General features: G+C 71.6%; 20 protein-coding genes. 9 read left to right on the plus strand and 11 right to left on the minus strand.

Annotated elements, in window-relative coordinates; all coding sequences use genetic code 11:
- Positions 1-183 precede the first annotated feature (183 nt).
- Complete coding sequence (gene afsQ1, locus ACZ434_RS05340; protein WP_468452903.1) at positions 184-861, plus strand: two-component system response regulator AfsQ1; 678 nt, start codon at positions 184-186, stop codon at positions 859-861.
- Here afsQ1 and ACZ434_RS05345 read toward each other — a convergent pair.
- Complete coding sequence (locus ACZ434_RS05345; RefSeq protein ID WP_468452055.1) at positions 855-2120, minus strand: RNA-guided endonuclease InsQ/TnpB family protein; 1266 nt, start codon at positions 2118-2120, stop codon at positions 855-857. The two genes, afsQ1 and ACZ434_RS05345, sit on opposite strands and share 7 nt — an antisense overlap.
- Before the next feature lie 50 nt (positions 2121-2170).
- Between ACZ434_RS05345 and ACZ434_RS05350 the strand changes: the two genes are divergently transcribed.
- The 5 genes from ACZ434_RS05350 to ACZ434_RS05370 all read left to right on the plus strand — a co-directional run bounded on the left by ACZ434_RS05350 (position 2171) and on the right by ACZ434_RS05370 (position 5636).
- The gene (locus ACZ434_RS05350) at positions 2171-2329 is read left to right on the plus strand and encodes a toxin-antitoxin system HicB family antitoxin (protein WP_468452057.1); all 159 of its coding nucleotides are present in this window, start codon (positions 2171-2173) and stop codon (positions 2327-2329) included.
- A 108-nt stretch (positions 2330-2437) separates the two neighbouring features.
- Entirely contained in the window at positions 2438-4057 is a 1620-nt protein-coding gene (locus ACZ434_RS05355) for an ATP-binding protein (protein ID WP_468452059.1), read from the plus strand.
- Positions 4054-4686: a hypothetical protein gene (locus ACZ434_RS05360; RefSeq protein ID WP_468452061.1), complete on the plus strand. Its 633-nt coding sequence runs from the start codon at positions 4054-4056 to the stop codon at positions 4684-4686. The genes ACZ434_RS05355 and ACZ434_RS05360 overlap by 4 nt, the downstream gene beginning before the upstream one ends.
- Positions 4687-4786: 100 nt before the next feature.
- Entirely contained in the window at positions 4787-5374 is a 588-nt protein-coding gene (locus ACZ434_RS05365; RefSeq protein WP_468452063.1) for a VanZ family protein, read from the plus strand.
- A 61-nt stretch (positions 5375-5435) separates the two neighbouring features.
- Positions 5436-5636 (plus strand): PspC domain-containing protein, encoded by a 201-nt coding sequence (locus ACZ434_RS05370; RefSeq protein WP_468452065.1) that lies wholly within the window; start codon positions 5436-5438, stop codon positions 5634-5636.
- An 84-nt stretch (positions 5637-5720) separates the two neighbouring features.
- On the opposite strand, the gene ACZ434_RS05375 is transcribed toward ACZ434_RS05370, so the two are convergent.
- Both ACZ434_RS05375 and ACZ434_RS05380 read right to left on the minus strand, forming a co-directional pair.
- Entirely contained in the window at positions 5721-6065 is a 345-nt protein-coding gene (locus tag ACZ434_RS05375; RefSeq protein ID WP_468452067.1) for an ATP-binding protein, read from the minus strand.
- 139 nt (positions 6066-6204) lie between these two features.
- Positions 6205-7362, minus strand: coding sequence for an adenosine deaminase (locus ACZ434_RS05380; RefSeq protein ID WP_468452069.1), 1158 nt, complete (start codon positions 7360-7362; stop codon positions 6205-6207).
- Between the two features lie 112 nt (positions 7363-7474).
- On the opposite strand from ACZ434_RS05380, the gene ACZ434_RS05385 reads away from it, so the two are divergent.
- Positions 7475-8236, plus strand: coding sequence for an alpha/beta hydrolase (locus ACZ434_RS05385; RefSeq protein ID WP_468452071.1), 762 nt, complete (start codon positions 7475-7477; stop codon positions 8234-8236).
- Between the two features lie 21 nt (positions 8237-8257).
- Here ACZ434_RS05385 and ACZ434_RS05390 read toward each other — a convergent pair whose 3' ends face one another.
- A complete protein-coding gene (locus tag ACZ434_RS05390) occupies positions 8258-9220 on the minus strand; it encodes a LysR family transcriptional regulator (RefSeq protein WP_468452073.1) in 963 nt (320 codons plus the stop codon).
- 64 nt (positions 9221-9284) lie between these two features.
- On the opposite strand from ACZ434_RS05390, the gene ACZ434_RS05395 reads away from it, so the two are divergent.
- Positions 9285-10568 carry an MFS transporter gene (locus tag ACZ434_RS05395; protein WP_468452075.1) on the plus strand — a complete coding sequence of 428 codons (1284 nt, stop codon included), beginning with the start codon at positions 9285-9287 and terminating at the stop codon, positions 10566-10568.
- A gap of 486 nt (positions 10569-11054) precedes the next feature.
- Here ACZ434_RS05395 and ACZ434_RS05400 read toward each other — a convergent pair whose 3' ends face one another.
- Positions 11055-11714 carry a hypothetical protein gene (locus tag ACZ434_RS05400; RefSeq protein ID WP_468452077.1) on the minus strand — a complete coding sequence of 220 codons (660 nt, stop codon included), beginning with the start codon at positions 11712-11714 and terminating at the stop codon, positions 11055-11057.
- 176 nt (positions 11715-11890) lie between these two features.
- Here ACZ434_RS05400 and ACZ434_RS05405 point away from each other — a divergent pair, with 176 nt between their 5' ends.
- Positions 11891-12907, plus strand: a complete 1017-nt coding sequence (locus tag ACZ434_RS05405) for a sigma-70 family RNA polymerase sigma factor (RefSeq protein ID WP_468452079.1) — start codon at positions 11891-11893, stop codon at positions 12905-12907.
- On the opposite strand, the gene ACZ434_RS05410 is transcribed toward ACZ434_RS05405, so the two are convergent.
- The 6 genes from ACZ434_RS05410 to ACZ434_RS05435 all read right to left on the minus strand — a co-directional run bounded on the left by ACZ434_RS05410 (position 12791) and on the right by ACZ434_RS05435 (position 19053).
- Positions 12791-13195, minus strand: coding sequence for an STAS domain-containing protein (locus tag ACZ434_RS05410; protein WP_468452081.1), 405 nt, complete (start codon positions 13193-13195; stop codon positions 12791-12793). The genes ACZ434_RS05405 and ACZ434_RS05410 overlap by 117 nt on opposite strands.
- Before the next feature lie 120 nt (positions 13196-13315).
- Entirely contained in the window at positions 13316-14593 is a 1278-nt protein-coding gene (locus tag ACZ434_RS05415; RefSeq protein WP_468452905.1) for a thymidine phosphorylase, read from the minus strand.
- A gap of 98 nt (positions 14594-14691) precedes the next feature.
- Positions 14692-15084, minus strand: coding sequence for a cytidine deaminase (locus tag ACZ434_RS05420; protein WP_468452083.1), 393 nt, complete (start codon positions 15082-15084; stop codon positions 14692-14694).
- Positions 15081-16355 (minus strand): ABC transporter permease, encoded by a 1275-nt coding sequence (locus ACZ434_RS05425; protein ID WP_468452085.1) that lies wholly within the window; start codon positions 16353-16355, stop codon positions 15081-15083. Before ACZ434_RS05425 ends, ACZ434_RS05420 begins: the two co-directional genes overlap by 4 nt.
- Entirely contained in the window at positions 16352-17476 is a 1125-nt protein-coding gene (locus tag ACZ434_RS05430; protein WP_468452087.1) for an ABC transporter permease, read from the minus strand. The genes ACZ434_RS05425 and ACZ434_RS05430 overlap by 4 nt, the downstream gene beginning before the upstream one ends.
- Positions 17476-19053 carry an ABC transporter ATP-binding protein gene (locus tag ACZ434_RS05435; RefSeq protein ID WP_468452089.1) on the minus strand — a complete coding sequence of 526 codons (1578 nt, stop codon included), beginning with the start codon at positions 19051-19053 and terminating at the stop codon, positions 17476-17478. The genes ACZ434_RS05430 and ACZ434_RS05435 overlap by 1 nt, the downstream gene beginning before the upstream one ends.
- Positions 19054-19174 lie beyond the last annotated feature (121 nt).

A 19174-nucleotide genomic window follows, 5' to 3' on the forward strand; every position in this document is an offset into this window, starting at 1 on the left:
CTTGCCCGGGGACCTTCATGGCCGTGTCTGCCGACTGTCACAGACGTGTCACAGGGGCCGGTCACAGGGGGACCACGGATTCTTCACCCGGTGTCCGTGCACGTAGCGGCACGTATGCGGGCCCAATGGGCATCTCCCGCCCACGGGTCGAACAGGGAGCCCTCCATGGGCCAGAATGAGCCCGTGCCTTCCCTGTTGCTGATCGAGGACGACGACGCCATCCGCACGGCCCTGGAGCTCTCACTGACGCGCCAGGGTCACCGGGTGGCGACCGCTGCCAGTGGTGAGGACGGTCTGAAGCTGTTGCGTGAGCAGCGGCCGGATCTGATCGTGCTGGATGTGATGCTGCCCGGCATCGACGGCTTCGAGGTGTGCCGTCGTATCCGGCGCACGGACCAGTTGCCGATCATCCTGCTGACCGCGCGCAACGACGACATCGACGTGGTGGTCGGGCTGGAGTCCGGCGCCGACGACTATGTCGTCAAACCGGTGCAGGGCCGGGTGCTGGACGCCCGGATCCGGGCGGTGCTGCGGCGCGGGGAGCGGGAGTCGAGCGACTCGGCGACCTTCGGCAGCCTGGTCATCGACCGTTCGGCGATGACGGTGACGAAGAACGGCGAGGATCTCCAGCTGACGCCGACCGAGCTGCGGCTGCTCCTTGAGCTGAGCCGGCGGCCGGGGCAGGCGCTGTCCCGGCAGCAGTTGCTGCGGCTGGTGTGGGAGCACGACTACCTGGGCGACTCGCGCCTGGTGGACGCGTGTGTGCAGCGGCTGCGCGCCAAGGTCGAGGACGTACCGTCGTCCCCGACCCTGATCCGTACCGTGCGCGGTGTCGGCTACCGACTGGACCCGCCTCATTGACATCCTCCCCGGTCCTGAAGGACGGGGATTCCTGGCTCACGTCGGCTGGGGACCAGCGGTCCGCCGGCTCTTACACGATCAGCACCAGCCGGGTCGAGACCAGCCCGGACCAGCATCACACGCGCGGAGTTCTTGTCCCTGGGGGATGCGACTCCGCATGCGGTGCAGGTGTAGGTACGTTCCGAAAGAGGAAGTGCGTGCTTGGTTCTCGCTCCGCACGACGCGCAGTCCATGGTGGTGTGCGCGGGATGCACGAGACGCACATCGCGTCCGTGCTTGCGGCCCATCTCGATCAGGGCCGTCTTCGTGGCGCCGAGCGCCGCATCGGCGGCCTTGCGGGCCATGGTGGTACGGCTGAGGAACTTCGGGCGGAAGTCCTCGACGGCGATGGCGTCATGGTCGCGGACCACCTTCTTCGCCCATGTGCGGGCCGTGTCCTGCCGCTGCCGTGCGATCTTCTTGTGCAGCTTCGCGGTCTGCGCCCGGGCCTTGCGGTAGCCGTTGGATGCGGCCTGCCCGCGCGCGGGCCTGCGGCGGGCCATCATCCGCTGATAACGGGCGAGGCGCTGCGCGGCGCGCTTGCCGCGCTCGGCGTGGGGCAGGTCGTGGGCGTCGGATGTGGTGGTGGCGGTCTCCTTGACGCCCCAGTCCACACCGAGCACACGGCCCGTGGTGGGGAGCGGCTGGGTTTCGGTCGCGACGACGAACGACGCGTACCAGTGCCCCAGGCTGTCCTGGTACACGCGCACCGAGGAGGGTGCAGCGGGCAGTTCGCGGGACCACACGACGGTCAGGGCGATGCCGCCCGCCAGGTGCAGGCGGCCGCCCTTCAGGCGGAACCCGCGCACGGTGTAATTCAGCGTGGGCAGCGCGTCCCGCTTGCGCTTGATGCGGGGCATCCCGGCACGCTGCCGGACCGGCAACTTCGCCTTGATGTCCTTCATCGCCTTGGCGCGGGACTTGGCGAAGTCGCGGATGGCCTGCTGCTGCGGTACCGAGGCGCCCTGACGCAGCCACGCCATCGCAGTGCGGGCTTCGGTCAGCATCTTGTCGAGCCGGGCCGGGCCGCACGTCGCCTTCTCGGCTGCGTCGCGATTCAGCGCGTGGAGCTTGCGGGACATGGCTACGCACTCGTTCCAGATCCACCGGCAGCGCGCCCATTCGGCCATCAGGCTCGTGCGGGCGGTCGACGACACACGGAGACGGTAGGTGTACCGGGCATGCCCGGTATCCTCCGATGCCTTCCGCCATGTCACCATGGTGTCATTCTACCCCTATTTCAATGCTTGCAGTCCACTATTCTGGTGTCATGGATGAAGAGAAGCGCATCACGCTCCGCCTGCCCGCCGACCTCCATGCGTGGCTGGCCGCTCAGGCCAAGTCCGCCCGCAGGTCCCTCAACTCCGAGATCGTCTACCGGCTGGAGGTCGAGCGCGCCGCCGCCGTCGCTGACGCCAAATCGCCCTGACGGTGACTCGGCACTTCCTGCCCTGCTCCACAGGAGACCGATTCTCCCCCGCAAGCGGGAGGTACCCCCACCCCGGACCGAAGGCCGGGGCACCTTCGGAGGAATCCGGTGACACACGAGCACCAAGGAGGGGCCCGCGGCTGGTCCGCGGCGCGCAAGGGAGTCTGGTCACGGCTGCGGTTCACGAGTCTGCGGCTGCGGCTGGTCGTGGTGTTCGGGCTGGTCGCGCTCACCGCGGCGGTGTCCGCGTCGGGGATCGCCTACTGGCTGAACCGTGAGTCCGTGCTGAACCGTGCGCAGGACGCGGTGCTGCGCGACTTCGAGCAGGAGATGCAGAACCGGGCCGGTGCGCTGCCCGAGCATCCGACGCAGGACGAACTCCAGCGGACCGCCGGGCAGATGGCCAACAGCGGCCAGCGGTTCACCGTGCTGCTGGTCGCGGAGGGCCCCGACGGGCGGACCGTGTACGGCAGTTCGGGCGGGCTGAGCGGCTTCTCGCTGAAGGACGTACCGGTGTCGTTGCGGAACGCGGTCACCGAGCAGCAGAAGATCACGTCGACGAACAAGTACGCGCACCACATGTACTGGCTGCGGACGGTGGACGAGGACACCCCGTACCTGGTGGCGGGGACGCGGGTGACCGGCGGCGGGCCGACCGGCTACATGCTGAAGTCGCTGGAGCCGGAGGCCAAGGACCTGGGCTCGCTGGCCTGGTCGCTGGGGATCGCGACGGCGCTCGCGCTGATAGGTTCCGCGCTGCTCGCGCACGCCGCGGCGACGACCGTGCTGAAGCCGGTGCAGCGGCTGGGGGTGGCCGCGCGGCGGCTCGGCGAGGGGAAGCTGGACACCCGGCTCAGGGTGTCCGGCACGGACGAACTGGCCGACCTGTCGCACACGTTCAACATGGCGGCCGAGGCGCTGGAGAAGCGGGTGGCCGACATGGCCGCCCGGGACGAGGCGTCGCGCCGCTTCGTGGCGGACATGAGCCACGAGCTGCGTACGCCGCTGACCGCGATCACGGCGGTGACCGAGGTCCTGGAGGAGGAGCTCGAGTTCGAGGGCGGCGGCATCGACCCGATGATCGAACCCGCGGTGCGGCTGGTGGTGAGCGAGACGCGGCGGCTGAACGACCTGGTGGAGAACCTGATGGAGGTGACCCGCTTCGACGCGGGCACCGCCCGGCTGGTCCTCGACGACGTCGACGTCGCCGACCAGATCACCGCCTGCATCGACGCGCGTGCCTGGCTGGACGCGGTCGACCTGGACGCCGAGCGCGGCATCCACGCGCGGATCGACCCGCGCCGGCTGGACGTGATCCTGGCCAACCTCATCGGCAACGCGCTCAAGCACGGCGGTTCGCCGGTGCGGGTGGCGGTGCGGGAGGAGCCCGGTGAGCCCGGTGAGGGCGGGGAGGGCGCCGGGGACGGGGGCACCGTGGTCATCGAGGTGCGCGACCACGGGCCGGGCATCCCGGAGGAGGTGCTGCCGCACGTCTTCGACCGCTTCTACAAGGCGAGCGCCTCCCGGCCGCGTTCGGAGGGCAGCGGTCTGGGGCTGTCCATCGCCCTGGAGAACGCGCACATCCACGGCGGCGAGATCACCGCGGTCAACTCTCCCGAGGGCGGTGCCGTGTTCACGCTGCGGCTGCCGCGCGACGTGTCCGCGCAGAGCCCGGCGGAGCGGACCGCCGACGCCGGGGGCGAAGGCGCCGAGGGGGACGCCCGATGAACGTACGACGTGGGGCCGTGCGGTGTGTGCGGGGGTGGCCGGCGCTGGGGGCCCTGGGGGTGCTGGGGGCGCTGCTGGCCGGGTGCGGGGTCCGGGCCACGGAGGTGCCGACCGAATTCGGTCCCGCGCCCTCGCGGGTGCAGTGCTCGCTGGCCGAGCCCGAGGTGGCGACGCAGGCCGGGCGGGGGCTGCCGGCGCAGGTGTTCCTGCTGTGCGGATCGTCGTTGGTGGCCGTGGACCGGACCGTCCCGGTGCCGGACGGGGCCGCGGACGCGCGGCGGGTGCTGGTGGCGCAGGGGCTGCTGGACGAGCTGTCGGCTCAGCCGTCGGACGCCGAGCGGGAGGCCGGGTACACCACGCGGGTGCGGCCCGGGACGACGGTGCGCGGTCCGCGGCCCGGCGACCCGGAGGACACGCTGCGGCTGAGCACCGCGCCGGGGGGCCTGTCGCCCTCCGGGCTGGCGCAGGTCGTGTGCACCTTCTCCGACTCGGCGGCGGCCGAGGGCGACGGCTCGGTGATCCTGGGCGGCCCGGACGACAGCCGGCCGCGCCGCTACAAGTGCACGGACGAGGTCCGCTCGCGTCCGGGTGACAAGGAGCCGCCCTCCACGGAGGTCACGGGGGGCTGAGCCCCCTGGGGGCCGGCGCCCGGCGCTGTGGCGCAGGCCTCACGCGGTGAACGGGTGACGTCCCGGAACCGATCGTGCCGACCGCCGCGTCTTGGGGATCGTGCAGCGTCAAGGCTTCATCGGCGGCACCGCCGCGTCCCGTATCCGTGTGACCGGAGGGCTCCTCCTGGCCGCGCATCTCGCGTTCGTCGCCTGGTACACGCTGCGCCCGCTGGATGTTCCCTGGGTGATGCCCGCCAATCTGCGGCCGTTCGACGGCATCCGGGCCGATTTCGCGCTGGGGTGGACGACGGGGGTGCGCCGGGCCGGCGCGTCGATGGCGCTGCTGGCTCCGCTGGGTGTGCTGCTGCCGGTGGTCGGGGGCCGACTGGCGGTGTCCGGGCTGGGTTCGCTGATCCGCACCATGACCGCGACCGCCCTGGTCTCGCTGGCCATCGAGTTGCTGCAGACGGCGGTGCCGGGCCAGGTCGTGGACGTCGACTCGCTGCTGCTGAACACGGCCGGTGCGGCCCTCGCGCACGCGGCCGTGGTGCCGGCGGGGCGCGCCTGGCTGCGCCGCCGGGCCGCCGGGCGCCGGTCCGCCACGGCGCCCCTTCTCGCGGAGGAGCCGGCTCAGGGGCGGACCCCGACGATTCCCAGGGTCGGGATCGCTCCGTGGAGCGACGCGTTTCCTCCCTCGTCTCCGTAGCGTGGAACATACGGAGGCAGCCCGCCGGGAGGCCTCGACCCACCGACGAAGGAGCCTTGTGATGAGCCGCCTCGCCCGCCCCACCAACGACCGGATGATCGGCGGAGTGTGCGCCGCGCTGGCCCGGCGCTTCGGCACCTCCACGACCACGATGCGGGTGATCTTCCTGGCGTCGTGTCTGCTGCCGGGACCGCAGTTCCTGCTGTACATCGCGCTGTGGGTGCTGCTGCCCTCGGAGGACAAGGCCCGCACGGCCTGGTGACGCGCCGAACGGTCTCCCCACGCGAGTACGCCGAGGGGGCGCACCCCGAAACCGGGTGCGCCCCCTCGGCCGTTTCCGCCTGTTTCAGCCTCCGAGCGGGAAGCCGTTGACGTTGACGCCCTGGGTGGGCAGCTTCTCCACCGGCAGACCGCCGAGGAGGCCGGTGGGCGAACCGCCGGTGCCCGCCTTGCCGGCCACCGGCTGCACGGCCGCCATGCCGGTGCCGGCCAGCTCCTGGCCCTGCGACAGCGCGTCGGACGCCGGCACCGCGGCGGGCAGCTGCTCCGCCTGGACGGTCTGGGTGACGGTGTCCAGCGCCTGGGTGGCGTCCGGGGCGGCCGGGGCCGCGTTCGCGGCGCCCGCACCGGCGGCGGCGAAGGCGGCACCGAGAGCGGCGACACCGAGGGTCTTGGCAGCAGACTGCTTCATGAAAACGCGTCCTCGAAATGGAATACGGGGATGTGAGCGGAGCTGTGACGGTAAACAGGTGGCGCCACCCGCCGCAATCACCGAAATGCGGACGGTTGGTGAACGTCGTCCGTGTTCACGTTTCCCGAGAACGCGGTACTCAGCCCTCCGAGCCCGTAGAACCGCTGGTGGAGGCGGTCTGTCGGAACAGCCATTCGGATTTCAGCTCGGCATATCCGGGCTTGATGACGTCATTGATCATGGCCAGTCGTTCATCGAAAGGAATGAACGCTGATTTCATCGCATTGACGGAGAACCATTGCATGTCGTCGAGCGTGTAGCCGAAAGCCTCGACCAGGTGCTCGAATTCCCGGCTCATGCTGGTGTGGGACATGAGACGGTTGTCGGTGTTCACGGTGGCCCGGAAGTGCAGCCGGCGCAGCAGACCGATGGGGTGCTCGGCGTACGAGGTGGCCGCACCGGTCTGGAGGTTGGAGCTCGGGCACAGTTCCAGCGGGATGCGCTTGTCCCGGACGTAGGCGGCGAGCCGGCCGAGTTCGACGGTGCCGTCGTCGCGGACCCGGATGTCGTCGATGATCCGCACCCCGTGCCCGAGCCGGTCGGCGCCGCACCACTGGAGGGCCTGCCAGATGGACGGCAGTCCGAACGCCTCACCCGCGTGGATGGTGAAGTGGTTGTTCTCCCGCTTCAGGTACTCGAAGGCGTCGAGGTGCCGGGTGGGCGGGTAGCCGGCCTCGGCGCCCGCGATGTCGAAGCCGACGACACCGAGGTCGCGGTAGCGGTTGGCGAGTTCGGCGATCTCCAGGGCGCGGGCGGCGTGCCGCATCGCGGTGAGCAGGGCGCCGACGCGGATGCGGTGGCCGTTCTCCCGCGCGCGCCGCTCCCCCAGCCGGAAGCCCTCGTTGACCGCCTCGACGACCTCTTCGAGGGTCAGCCCGCCTTCGAGGTGCTGCTCGGGGGCGTAGCGCACCTCGGCGTAGACGACACCGTCCGCGGCCAGGTCCTCGGCGCACTCCGCGGCGACCCGGACGAGGGCGTCGCGGGTCTGCATGACGCCGACGGTGTGCGAGAAGGTCTCCAGGTAGCGCTCCAGGGAGCCGGAGTCGGCGGCCTCCCTGAACCAGAGGGCGAGCTTGTCGGGGTCGGCCTCGGGGAGCTGGAGATACCCGTTCTCCCGGGCCAGGTCGACGACGGTGCCGGGGCGCAGGCCGCCGTCGAGGTGGTCGTGCAGCAGGACCTTGGGCGCCCGGCGGATCCGGTCCGTCGTCGGGGTGTTCGCGATGGTCTGGCTCGTCATTTCCGCACTCTAACTCCTACGCGCGTAGATCACCGGGGGGTGCGGGCGTCGATATGTAACGGTGACCGCACGGACGGGTCGGGTACGCCGCCGCTTCTGAGAATGTTCTGTCATGGCACAGCAAGCGACGCCGGTCCGCACGGCCCGGCTGGGGAGGGCGCTCGGCCCGGAGCCGGCGGCGGTGAACGGGGTGGTGCTGCTGCTCCCCGGCGGCGAGGAGGTCTCCGACCGCAGACCCTCTCCCCTCGTGGCGGCGGCGTCCGTACGGGGCCTCGGCCGCCGGCTGGCCCGCGCGGGACGCGACCGGAGTCTCGCCACCCACGTCGTGCACTACCGCTACCGCGGCTGGAACGGCAGCGAGGCGCATCTCGCGCACGACGCCGGCTGGGCCGCCGACGAGGCCGTACGGCGCTACGGGGACGTCCCCGTCTGTCTGGCCGGTGTCGGCATGGGCGGCAGGGCCGCACTCCGCGCGGGAGGCCACGAGGCCGTCAACTCCGTGCTGGCGCTGGCCCCATGGCTGCCCGAGGACGATGTGGCGGCGCCACCCGAACCGGTGAAACAGCTCGCCGGGCGGCACGTGTTGATCGTGCACGGCACGAACGACGCGCGCACCGACCCGGAGTTGTCGTTCCGGCTGGCGGCGCGGGCGAAGAAGGCGAACCGGGAGGTGTGCCGGTTCGAGGTCCACGCGGACGGGCACGGGCTGAGTCAGTACCGGGACGAAGTGCTGGCGCTGGCCGAGGACTTCGTGATGGGGGTGCTGTTCGGGCAGGGGTTCTCGCGGCCCGTACGGGATGCCCTGGCGGCGCCTCCGCCGCTGGGGTTGCGGATGCCGCTGGCCGCGGGGTTCGGGAAGTCGCTGCGGCGGTAGCCGACCGCCGTCGGCGCGACGCTAGGTGGGGAGCAGTGTGCCTCTCTTCGAGAGCAGGAACTTCTTGAAGGCGGCCACGGGGGGTGTGTCCGGGTGGCCGGCGAGCCATGCGACGCCGATCTCTCTGGCGGCCCTCGGGGCCGTGACCGTCAGTTCGACGACTCCGGGGCGGGGGAAGGGCGGCGGCGGGAGGAGCGCCACGCCCAGGCCGGCCGCCACCAGGCCGCGCAGGGTCTCCGCCTCCTCCCCCTCGAAGGCGATACGCGGTTTGAAGCCGGCCTGGGCGCAGAGGTCGTCGGTGATGCGGCGCAGGCCGTAACCGGGTTCCAGGGTCACGAAGTTCTCCTCGGCGGCCTCGGCGAGGCGGATGCGGCGGCGGCCGGCGAGGCGGTGGTCGGCGGGGACGACCAGGCGCAGCTTCTGCTCGTCGAGGCGGCGGGCGACGAGGTCGGGGGCGTCGGGCACCGGGGAGGTCAGACACAGGTCGAGGTCACCCGCGCGGAGGCGCTCCAGCATGGCCTCGCCGTAGTTCTGGACGAGGCTGAAGCGGATGCGCGGATGGTCGGCGCGGAAGGCGTGCAGCAGGCCCGGCACGGTCTCGGCGCCCATGGTGTGCAGGAAACCGAAGGCGACCTTGCCGGTCGCGGGGTCGGCGTCGGCGCGCACGTCGTCGGCGGCGCGCTCGATCTCGGCGAGGGCGCGCTCGACGGACGTGAGGAAGGTCCGGCCGGCCGGGGTCAGGGAGACGGTGCGGCCGTGACGGGCGAACAGGTCGACGCCCAGGTCCTCTTCGAGGCGGACGATGGCCCGGGAGAGGGTGGACTGCGGCACCTGCATCTCCTGGGCGGCGCGGGTGACGTGCTCGGTGCGGGCGACGCCGGCGAAGTAGGCGAGGCGGGGGGCGAGCAGCCGCGCCATGTCTTCCGTGTCTTGTGTGTCACCGGTCTGTGACAGCCGACTCCATGACCTCTGCTGATGCTCCATGGGAACGATTATGGCGATTCCATGCATTGGACGGATGAGCGGGAGCGTCCGTAGCTTCGAGTGCATGACTCCCGCCAGTACCGGGGCGTCCACCAGCGTGGGCGCCGTCGCATCCGTTCCCTCCGCCCCGCCGCCCGTCTCCGAGACCCGGATGTCTCCGGGCGGTCCCGGCTACCGCCGGATGAGTCTCGCCCTGTTCCTCGCGGGCGTCGCGACCTTCGCGCTGCTCTACTCCACCCAGGCGCTGCTGCCGCTGATCTCCGGCGACCTGGCGGTGAGCGCGAGCGACGCCAGCTGGACAGTGTCGGCGGCGACCGGTGGTCTGGCGCTGTTCGTGCTGCCGATGAGCGCGCTGTCGGAGCGCTTCGGACGGCGCACCGTCATGACGGTCTCGCTCGCCGTCGCGGTCACGGTGGGGCTGCTGGTGCCGTTCGCCCCGTCGCTGGGCGCGCTGGTGGCGCTGCGGGCGCTGCAGGGCGCGGCCCTGGCCGGGCTGCCCGCGTCGGCGACCGCGTATCTGGCGGAGGAGGTCACGCCCAGGGCCCTGGTGACGGCGATCGGGCTGTTCGTCGCCGGCAACAGTGTCGGCGGGATGAGCGGCCGGGTGATCACCGGCTGGGTGGCGCAGGAGTGGGGCTGGCGGGTCGCCGTCGCGGTGATCGGGGTGATCGCGGTGGCGTGCGCGGTGGCGTTCCGGCTGCTGCTGCCGGCGCCGAAGCACTTCCGTGCGGGCTCGCTGCGGCCGCGCGTGCTGGCCGGTACGGTCCGCCGTCATCTGGGCGATCCGCTGCTGCGGCGGCTGTTCGCGATCGGTGCGCTGTTCATGACGGTGTTCGGTGGTGTGTACACGGTCATCGGATACCGGCTGACCGAGGCGCCGTTCTCACTGCCGCAGGGCGTGGTCGGGTCGATCTTCCTGGTGTACCTGGTGGGCACGGTGTCCGCTTCGACCGCCGGGCGGCTGGTGGGGCGGCTGGGGCGCCGGGGCGCGCTGTACGCGGGCGGGGGGACCGCGGCGGTGGGGCTGGTGCTGTCGCTGGCCGGGTCGCTGCCGATGGTGCTGCTGGGGCTGGTGCTGATCACGGCCGGATTCTTCGCGGGGCACGCGGTGGCGTCGTCGGCGGTGGGCAGGACGGCGACGCGGGGGCGTGCGCAGGCTGCCGCGCTGTACCAGTCCGCGTACTACGTCGGGTCGAGCGCGGGGAGCACGGTGGGTGCGCTGGCGTTCCACGCGGCGGGCTGGGGCGGAACGGTGGCGGTCGGGCTGGTGGCGGTGGCCGGCGTCACGGCGATCACCCTGGCCGGCACCCGCGCGGCCCGTACGGAACGCCGCCTCGCGACGGCCTGAGAGACCGCGCCGCCCGGCCGTCCCCCGGCGGGACGGCGCGCCCCTCGGACCGGCACCCGACACCGTGACCGCCGGAACACGACGGCCGGACGCCCACCCCGCCACAGCGGGCGACAGAACGGGAACACAGCAGAGTCCACCCCACCCCTGCCACCACCGACCCACGGCCGAGCGGCGGAGCGACTCAATCCAGCACCCCGCACGCACCCCAACGCCCTGACCGCCGGAACACGACGGCCGGACGCCCACCCCGCCACAGCGGGCGACAGAACGGGAACACGGCAGAGGCCACCCCGCCCCTGCCACCACCGACCCGAGCGGCACGGCGGCGGTTCTCGGGTCGACGCCCCGCACGGGTCACCGGGCGGGGCCACGGTGGCAAAGCCCCCGGGGACGGATCGTCGCAAAGTGGATCGCCGGTGCGGGGCGGGTCCGATGCCGTCGCGGACGGAAGAGGGAGGCCCGGCGGGCCGGGGCGGGTTCGTGCTAGTCGGGCTGGCAGATGAGGAGGACGGCGAGGAGTTCGTCGGCTTCGTCGCGGGCCTCGAAGCCGCACACCCGGCCGCCTTCCACCGGGAAGGTGAGCACGTTGGCGCCGGTCTCCGGATCGACGACTTCGTCGGACCGGTTGTCGCTCCGGGTGCGTGCCCCGTCGGACAGCACTGCCTCCCTCGCCCTGACGATCGCCTCGTGCTGCGGATCCTCCCGCGTCACCCGGCACGCGCGCTCGCTCATCAGACAGGCGTAGTCCTCCAGTTGCTGGGCGACCCCGTTGTAGCCCCAGCTCCAGCGCGGCGCCGTGAGGCGATCCGCGGCGACGAGCGGGATGAAGAGCAGCTCCACGCAGTGGCGGGCCGGCGCGTCGACGTAGTGGTCGAGCAGGACACCGGCCGCGTAGACGGGATACGTCCCGTCCGGCACCCGGTGGACGAAACCGCCTTGCCGGGTGTGTTCGGGGTTGAACCAGGAGAGTTCGCCGCCGGCCACCACGAGATCGCCGACCCGGTCGAGCCGCTCGGGCGGGTAGGAGTAGAGCTCGTCCGCGATCCAGCTGTTCGCGCGGGCGCTCACCACCGCGCTGTCCTCCACCGACCTGATGAATCCCGGAACCACGGCGTCCATGTCCTTGTCCATGTCCATGTCCATGGGCACACCCTGTCAGGACGTGCTCCGGCGTCGGCGGCCGGTTGTCCCGCGCGGTCCCCACGTCCGCCTCCACCGGTCCCGACCTGCTGCTTCACCCGCTCGCCGGGCCGTTGTCAGTGGGCTGCGGTAGCTTCCGAAGTGGTGACCACGACGACACCACTTGGGGTGGGTGGACGATGACGAACGGCACGGCGACAACGACCGACCTGGACGCCAGGCTGGAGCAGTACCGGGTCGAACTGACCGGTTACTGCTACCGGATGCTCGGCTCGTCCTTCGAGGCGGAGGACGCGGTGCAGGACACCATGATCCGCGCCTGGCGCAGCTACGCCACGTTCGAGGGCCGCTCCAGCCTGCGCTCGTGGCTCTACCGCATCGCGACCAACGTGTGCCTGGACATGCTCACGGCGGGCAACAAGCGGGCCCGCCCGATGGACCTGACGGAGTCCACGCCGCTGGCGCAGGCCGCGCTGTCCCCCCGCCCGGACAGCACCTGGCTGGAGCCGATGCCCGACTCCCGGGTGCTGCCCACGCCCGCCGATCCGGCGGAGGCCGCCGTCGCGAAGGAGTCGGTGCGGCTCGCGTTCATGGCCGCGCTCCAGCAGCTGCCGGCCAAGCAGCGTGCGGTGCTGATCCTGCGCGAGGTGCTGGCGTGGAAGGCGAGCGAGGTCGCCGAGCTGCTGGGCACGTCGGTCGCGTCGGTGAACAGCGCGCTCCAGCGGGCCCGGGCGACGCTCGCGGAGCGGCGGCAGCCGGGCGCCGAGGCGTCGGTGTCCGACCCGCTGGACGAGGGGCAGCAGAAGCTGCTCGACCGCTATGTGGCGGCGTTCGAGGGCTACGACATGTCGGCGCTGACGGCGCTGCTGCACGAGGACGCCATCATGACGATGCCGCCGTTCGACCTGTGGCTGACCGGTGCCGGCGACATCACCGGCTTCATGACGACCCTGGGCGCCCCGTGCGCGGGTTCGCGGCTGGTGCCGGTGCAGGTCAACGGACTGCCGGGGTTCGCCCAGTACAAGCCGGACCCGGAGAGCGGGGGTTTCGTTCCGTGGGCGGTCCAGGTGCTGGAGATCTCAGACGGCCGGATCACCGGGTTCCACTGCTTCCTGGACACCAAGCGGTGGTTCCCGCTGTTCGGGCTGCCCCTCCATCTCGAAGCGGAGGCCGACGAGGTCGAGCAGGGCGCATAGCGCCGGGGAGGGATCACGCAGGCGTATGCGGCCCCCGCCGCGGCGGGCGGTGAGCTGCAGCCGGGCGAGGAGGTTCACGGCGGCGAGACCGGGCGGCCCCAGCCCGCCGACGTCACAGACGACCACACCGGCATCCGAGCCGCCGCCCCCGCCCCCGCTGTCCAGCAGCGCACGCAGCGCGTCGCACGGCCCGTTCACCTCGTCCCGGGTGAGGGGGCCGCTGAGCACGAGTACGGGCGGTGTCATGGCGTCCACGACCGGTAGACCGGCGAGGGCCGCGTAACTCATCGCGGGCGGCCACCTCACGGTGAGTCGCTCGGGCGGGACGCCGCCGCCCACCGGTGCCGTATGCCGAACGGGACCGGCGGGGTCCACCGGTCCCGTTCACCCGATCGGGGAAAGCGCTGGTCAGGCGATGCGTTCCAGGACGACGGGGGTCGCCGTGAAGTCCGTGCCGGGGGCGGCGATGTCGTAGGAACCCGCGACCGCCTGGAGGGCGTAGTCGAAGCGGTCCGGGGTGTCGGTGTGGAGGGTGAGGAGGGGCTGGCCCTCGGTCACGGTGTCGCCGGGCCTGGCGTGGAGCTCCACGCCCGCGCCCGCCTGCACGGGGTCCTCCTTGCGGGCGCGGCCCGCGCCGAGGCGCCAGGCGGCGACGCCGATGTCGTAGGCGTCGACGCGGGTCAGGACTCCGGAGGCCGGGGCCTTGACCACGTGCTGCTCGCGGGCCACCGGCAGTTCCGCGTCGGGGTCGCCGCCCTGGGCCGCGATCATGCGGCGCCAGACGTCCATCGCCGAGCCGTCGGCGAGGGCCTTCGCCGGGTCGGCGTCCTTCAGGCCGGCCGCGTCCAGCATCTCGCGGGCCAGGGCGAGGGTGAGTTCGACGACGTCCGCCGGGCCGCCGCCGGCCAGGACCTCGACCGACTCGCGGACCTCCAGCGCGTTGCCGGCGGTCAGGCCGAGCGGGGTGGACATGTCGGTGAGCAGGGCGACCGTCCTCACCCCGGAGTCGGTGCCCAGGCCGACCATGGTGCGGGCCAGTTCGCGGGCGTCGTCGATCGTCTTCATGAAGGCGCCGGTGCCGACCTTCACGTCGAGGACCAGGGAGCCGGTGCCCTCGGCGATCTTCTTCGACATGATCGAGGAGGCGATCAGCGGGATCGCCTCGACCGTGCCGGTGACGTCCCGGAGCGCGTACAGCTTCTTGTCCGCGGGGGCCAGACCGTCGCCCGCCGCGCAGATGACCGCGCCGACGTCGTCCAGCACGGACAGCATCTCCTCGTTGGAGAGCAGGGCGCGCCAGCCGGGGATGGCCTCCAGCTTGTCGAGGGTGCCGCCGGTGTGGCCGAGGCCGCGGCCGGACAGCTGCGGGACGGCCGCGCCGCAGGCGGCGACGAGCGGGGCCAGCGGGAGGGTGATCTTGTCGCCGACGCCGCCGGTGGAGTGCTTGTCGGCGGTGGGGCGGGACAGGGAGGAGAAGTCCATGCGCTCGCCGGAGGCGATCATCGCGGCCGTCCAGCGGGCGATCTCGCCACGGTTCATGCCGTTCAGGAGGATCGCCATGGCGAGCGCCGACATCTGCTCGTCGGCCACCTCCCCGCGGGTGTACGCGTCGATCACCCAGTCGATCTGCTCGTCGCCGAGTTCGCCGCGGTCCCGCTTGGTGCGGATGACGGAGATGACGTCCATGGCCATGGCCGGCCTTCCTTCCGAAGGTGCGAAGGGTGCGGCCCCTCCGGCCGACGTATCGACGGTATCGACAGCCGGCCGGAGGGGCCGCACGGGAATCACTTGGTGAGGTGCTGGGGGCCGAAGGCCTGGGGCAGCATCTCGGAGAGCGGCAGGATGCCCGCCGGGGTGTCCAGCAGGAGTCCGGGGCCGCCGAACTCGTACAGCAGCTGGCGGCAGCGGCCGCACGGGACGAGGATGTCGCCGTTTCCGTCCACGCAGGTGAAGTGCGTGAGCCGGCCGCCTCCGGTGCGGTGCAGCTCGGAGACCATGCCGCACTCGGCGCACAGTCCGAGCCCGTACGAGGCGTTCTCCACGTTGCAGCCGGAGACCGTGCGCCCGTCGTCGACCAGGGCGGCGACGCCGACCCGGTAGCCCGAGTAGGGGACGTACGCGTGGGTCATGACCTCCCGTGCCACCGCGCGCAGCGCCTCCCAGTCGGCGCCGGTCACTTGCCCTGTCCCTTCCGGTACGGCATGCCGTTGGCCCGGGGCATGCGCAGCCGCTGGGCGGAGAGGGCGAGCACGACGAGGGTGATGACGTACGGCGTGGCGGCGACGACCTGGTTGGGGACCTCGTTGGTGCCGGCGTACCAGGCGAAGACGAGGCCGCCGATGACGAGGGTGATCGCGGCGTGGACGTACTTCTTGCGGACGACGAGCCAGATCGCGCCGATGAGCAGCAGCAGCGCGCCGAGGAGCAGCAGGGCGTGCACGTTGGCGGAGCCGCCGCGCAGGTTGAGGCTGTCGGTGTAGCCGAAGAGCCCGGCGCCGATGGCGAGGCCGCCCGGCATCCAGTTGCCGAAGATCATCGCGGCGAGGCCGATGAAGCCGCGGCCGCTGACCTGGCCCTCCAGGTAGAAGGGGTTGGCCACGATGGACAGGAAGACGCCGCCGAGGCCGGCCAGGGCGCCGGAGATGATCACGGCGAGGTACTTGTACTTGTAGACGTTGACGCCGAGGGACTCGGCGGCGACCGGGTTCTCGCCGCAGGAGCGCAGCCGCAGGCCGAACGCGGTGCGCCACAGGATCCACCAGGAGGCGGGGACGAGGGCGATGGCGATCAGGGTCAGCCAGGAGACGTCGGTGACCAGTCCGCCGAGCAGGCCGGCGATGTCGGAGACGAAGAACCAGCCCTGGTCGTTGAGGTCGCTGAGCCAGTCGGACAGTCCGGGCACGGTGAAGTGGCCGAGGGAGTCGACCGCCGGGGACTGCTTGGCGGAGCCGCCCTGGTGGCCCTCGAAGGCCAGCGGGGCGAGGTAGCGGGTGGCGCCGAGGGCGAGGATGTTGATGGCCACACCGGAGACGATGTGGTTGACGTTGAAGGTGACGGTGACGATCGCGTGCAGCAGACCGCCGAGCGCGCCGCCGATGAGGCCGACGACGATGCCGGTCCACGGGCCCCACTGGAATCCGGCCCAGGCACCGAACCAGGTGCCCATGATCATCATGCCTTCGAGGCCGATGTTGACGACGCCCGCGCGTTCGGCCCACAGACCGCCGAGGCCGGCGAGGCCGATCGGGACGGCGAGCTGGAGGGCGGTGGACATCTGGCTGACGTTGGTGATGCCGTCGGCGCCGGTGATCAGGCGCACGGCCGAGACCAGGGCCAGGGCTCCGGCGATGACCAGGGCCAGGACGGGCCACGACATACGGCGGCCGGTCGGCGGTGTGTGCTCGAGCGACGGCTGGTTGACGTCGGTCGCTGTGGTCGGAGCGGTCATCGGCCGGCCACCTCCTTCGTGGTGTTGTTGTCGGCGCCCAGGACGTGACCGGCGGCGAGTTCGGCGCCGACCCGGCGCTGCTGGCGGCGCAGGCCCCACTCGCGGACGGCCTCGTAGGAGACGACGACCGAGAGGACGATCAGGCCCTGCATGATGACCGCGATCTCCTTGTCGTAGCCGTGGAAGTCCAGCTCGGGGGAGGCCTTGTCGAGCCAGGCCCACAGCAGGGCGGCGAAGGCGATGCCGACCGGGCTGTTGCGGCCGAGGAGGGCGATGCCGATACCGAGGAAGCCGATACCGGTGGGGAAGTTGAGGTTGTACGTGTGGGAGTCGCCGAGGAGGATCGGCAGGCCCGCGAGGCCGGCGATGGCGCCGGAGAGCAGCATGGCGGTGAGGACCATGCGCTTGGGGTCGACGCCGCTGGCGGAGGCGGCGGACTCCGAGGCGCCGGAGGCGCGCAGGTCGAAGCCGAAGCGGGTGCGGTTGAGGACGACCCAGTAGGCGATGCCGAGCAGGACGGCGAGGATGACCAGGCCGTAGATCTCGCCCGCCTCGCCCATGCCGATGCCGGGGATCCAGCCGGACTCGTTCATCTCGCCGGTGGTGTTGTTGTTGCCGACCTTGACGCCGAAGACGGTGGGCAGCCACAGGTAGCCGATGACGGAGGTCGCGATCGCGTTGAGCATGATCGTCGCGACGACCTCGCTGACGCCCCGGGTGACCTTGAGGACACCGGCGATGCCGGCCCAGAAGGCGCCGGTCAATACGGCCGTGAGGAGCAGCAGCGGGATCTGCAGGGCGGAGGGCAGGGCGGCATGGGCGCCGACGATGGCGGCCATCATGGCGCCGAGCTGGTACTGACCGTCGACGCCGATGTTGAACAGGTTCATCCGGAAGCCGATGGCGACCGCGAGGGCCGCGATGTAGTACATCGACGCCTGGTTGATGATCAGGACCTGGATGTCCGAGAAACCGGCCTGCTCGAACATGAGGGCGAACGGCTCGACCGGGTTCTTGCCGGAGGCGAGCAGCACGATCGCGCTGAGCACGAAGGCCACGGCCAGCGCGATGACCGGCCCGGCCACCGCGAGGAGCAGGCGCTCCTTGTCGAACTTCTTCATCAGCGGGCCTCGTCTTCCGGAGACGCGGCGGACTCGGACGGGCCGGCCGGTGTCTCGGGGGTCTCGTCGTGTTCGAGGTGGCCCTCGGCGGCGCCGGTCATGGCGGTGCCGAGTTCCTCCGGAGTGATCGTCGCGGGGTCGGCGTCCGCGACCAGCTTGCCGTCGTAGATCACCCGGAGGGTGTCGGACAGGCCGATGAGCTCGTCGAGGTCGGCGGAGATCAGCAGCACGGCGAGTCCTTCGCGGCGGGCCTCGCGGATGTGGTCCCAGATGGCGGCCTGCGCGCCGACGTCCACACCGCGGGTGGGGTGGGCGGCGATCAGGAAGCGCGGCTTGTGGCTCATCTCGCGGCCGACGATCAGCTTCTGCTGGTTGCCGCCGGACAGGGAGGCCGCGGTGACGTCGATGCCGGGGGTGCGGACGTCGTACGTCCGCACGATGCGGCGGGTGTCCTCCTGGGCGGCCTTCGGGTCCAGCCAGACGCCCTTGGCGTTGGGCTTCTCGGTGACGTGGCCGAGGATGCGGTTCTCCCAGAGCGGGGCTTCGAGGAGCAGGCCGTGGCGGTGGCGGTCCTCGGGGATGTAGCCGATGCCCTGCTCGCGGCGCCTGCGGGTGGGCCAGGCGGTGATCTCCTCGTCGGCCATCCGGATGACGCCGGAGTCGGCGTGGCGCAGGCCGATGAGGGCGTCGACGAGTTCGGTCTGGCCGTTGCCCTCGACGCCGGCGATGCCGAGGATCTCGCCCTCGTGGATGGTGAACGTGATGTCGTCGAGGAGGGCCTTGCCGCCGGGGGCGGCCAGGCGCAGCTTGTCGACGGTGATGACGGGGCGGTCGGTGACCGTGGACTCGGCGGTCTGGGGCGTCGGCAGTTCGCTGCCGACCATCAGCTCGGCGAGCTGGCGCGGGGTGGTCTCGGCGGGGACCGCGGTGCCGACGGTGGTGCCGCGGCGGATGACGGTGATCTCGTCGGCGACGGAGAGGACCTCGCCCAGCTTGTGGGAGATGAAGATGACCGACAGGCCCTCGGCCTTGAGCTCGCGCAGGTTGTCGAAGAGCGCGTCGACCTCCTGCGGGACGAGGACGGCGGTGGGCTCGTCGAGGATCAGGGTGGTGGCGCCGCGGTAGAGGACCTTGAGGATCTCCACGCGCTGGCGGGCGGCGACGCCGAGCTCCTCCATCAGCACGTCGGGGCGGACGCCGAGGCCGTAGCGGTCGGAGAGCTCCTTGATCTTGCGGCGGGCGCGGGCGCCGATGCCGTAGAGCTTCTCGCTGCCGAGGACGACGTTCTCGAGGACGGTGAGGTTGTCGGCGAGCATGAAGTGCTGGTGCACCATGCCGATGCCGCGGGCGATGGCGTCGGCGGGCGACGAGAAGCTCACCTGCTCGCCGTGGACCGTGATGGTGCCCTCGTCCGGCTTCTGCATGCCGTAGAGGATCTTCATCAGGGTCGACTTGCCGGCGCCGTTCTCACCGACGAGGGCGTGGACGGTGCCCTTGCGGACGGTGAGGTGGATGTCGTGGTTGGCGACGACACCGGGGAAGCGCTTGGTGATCCCGGCGAGCTCCACGGCGGTCACCGAATCGTTGACCGCCGCTCCGGCCGGAGGGCTGCTGGACGCGTTGATGACGCACACTCCTGGGGACGGGGGCCGTCTACGCGCGTAGCGCCCCTACGGCATACATAGGGGTGGCACCCTC

It is taken from the genome of Streptomyces sp. NPDC030893 (assembly GCF_055571535.1).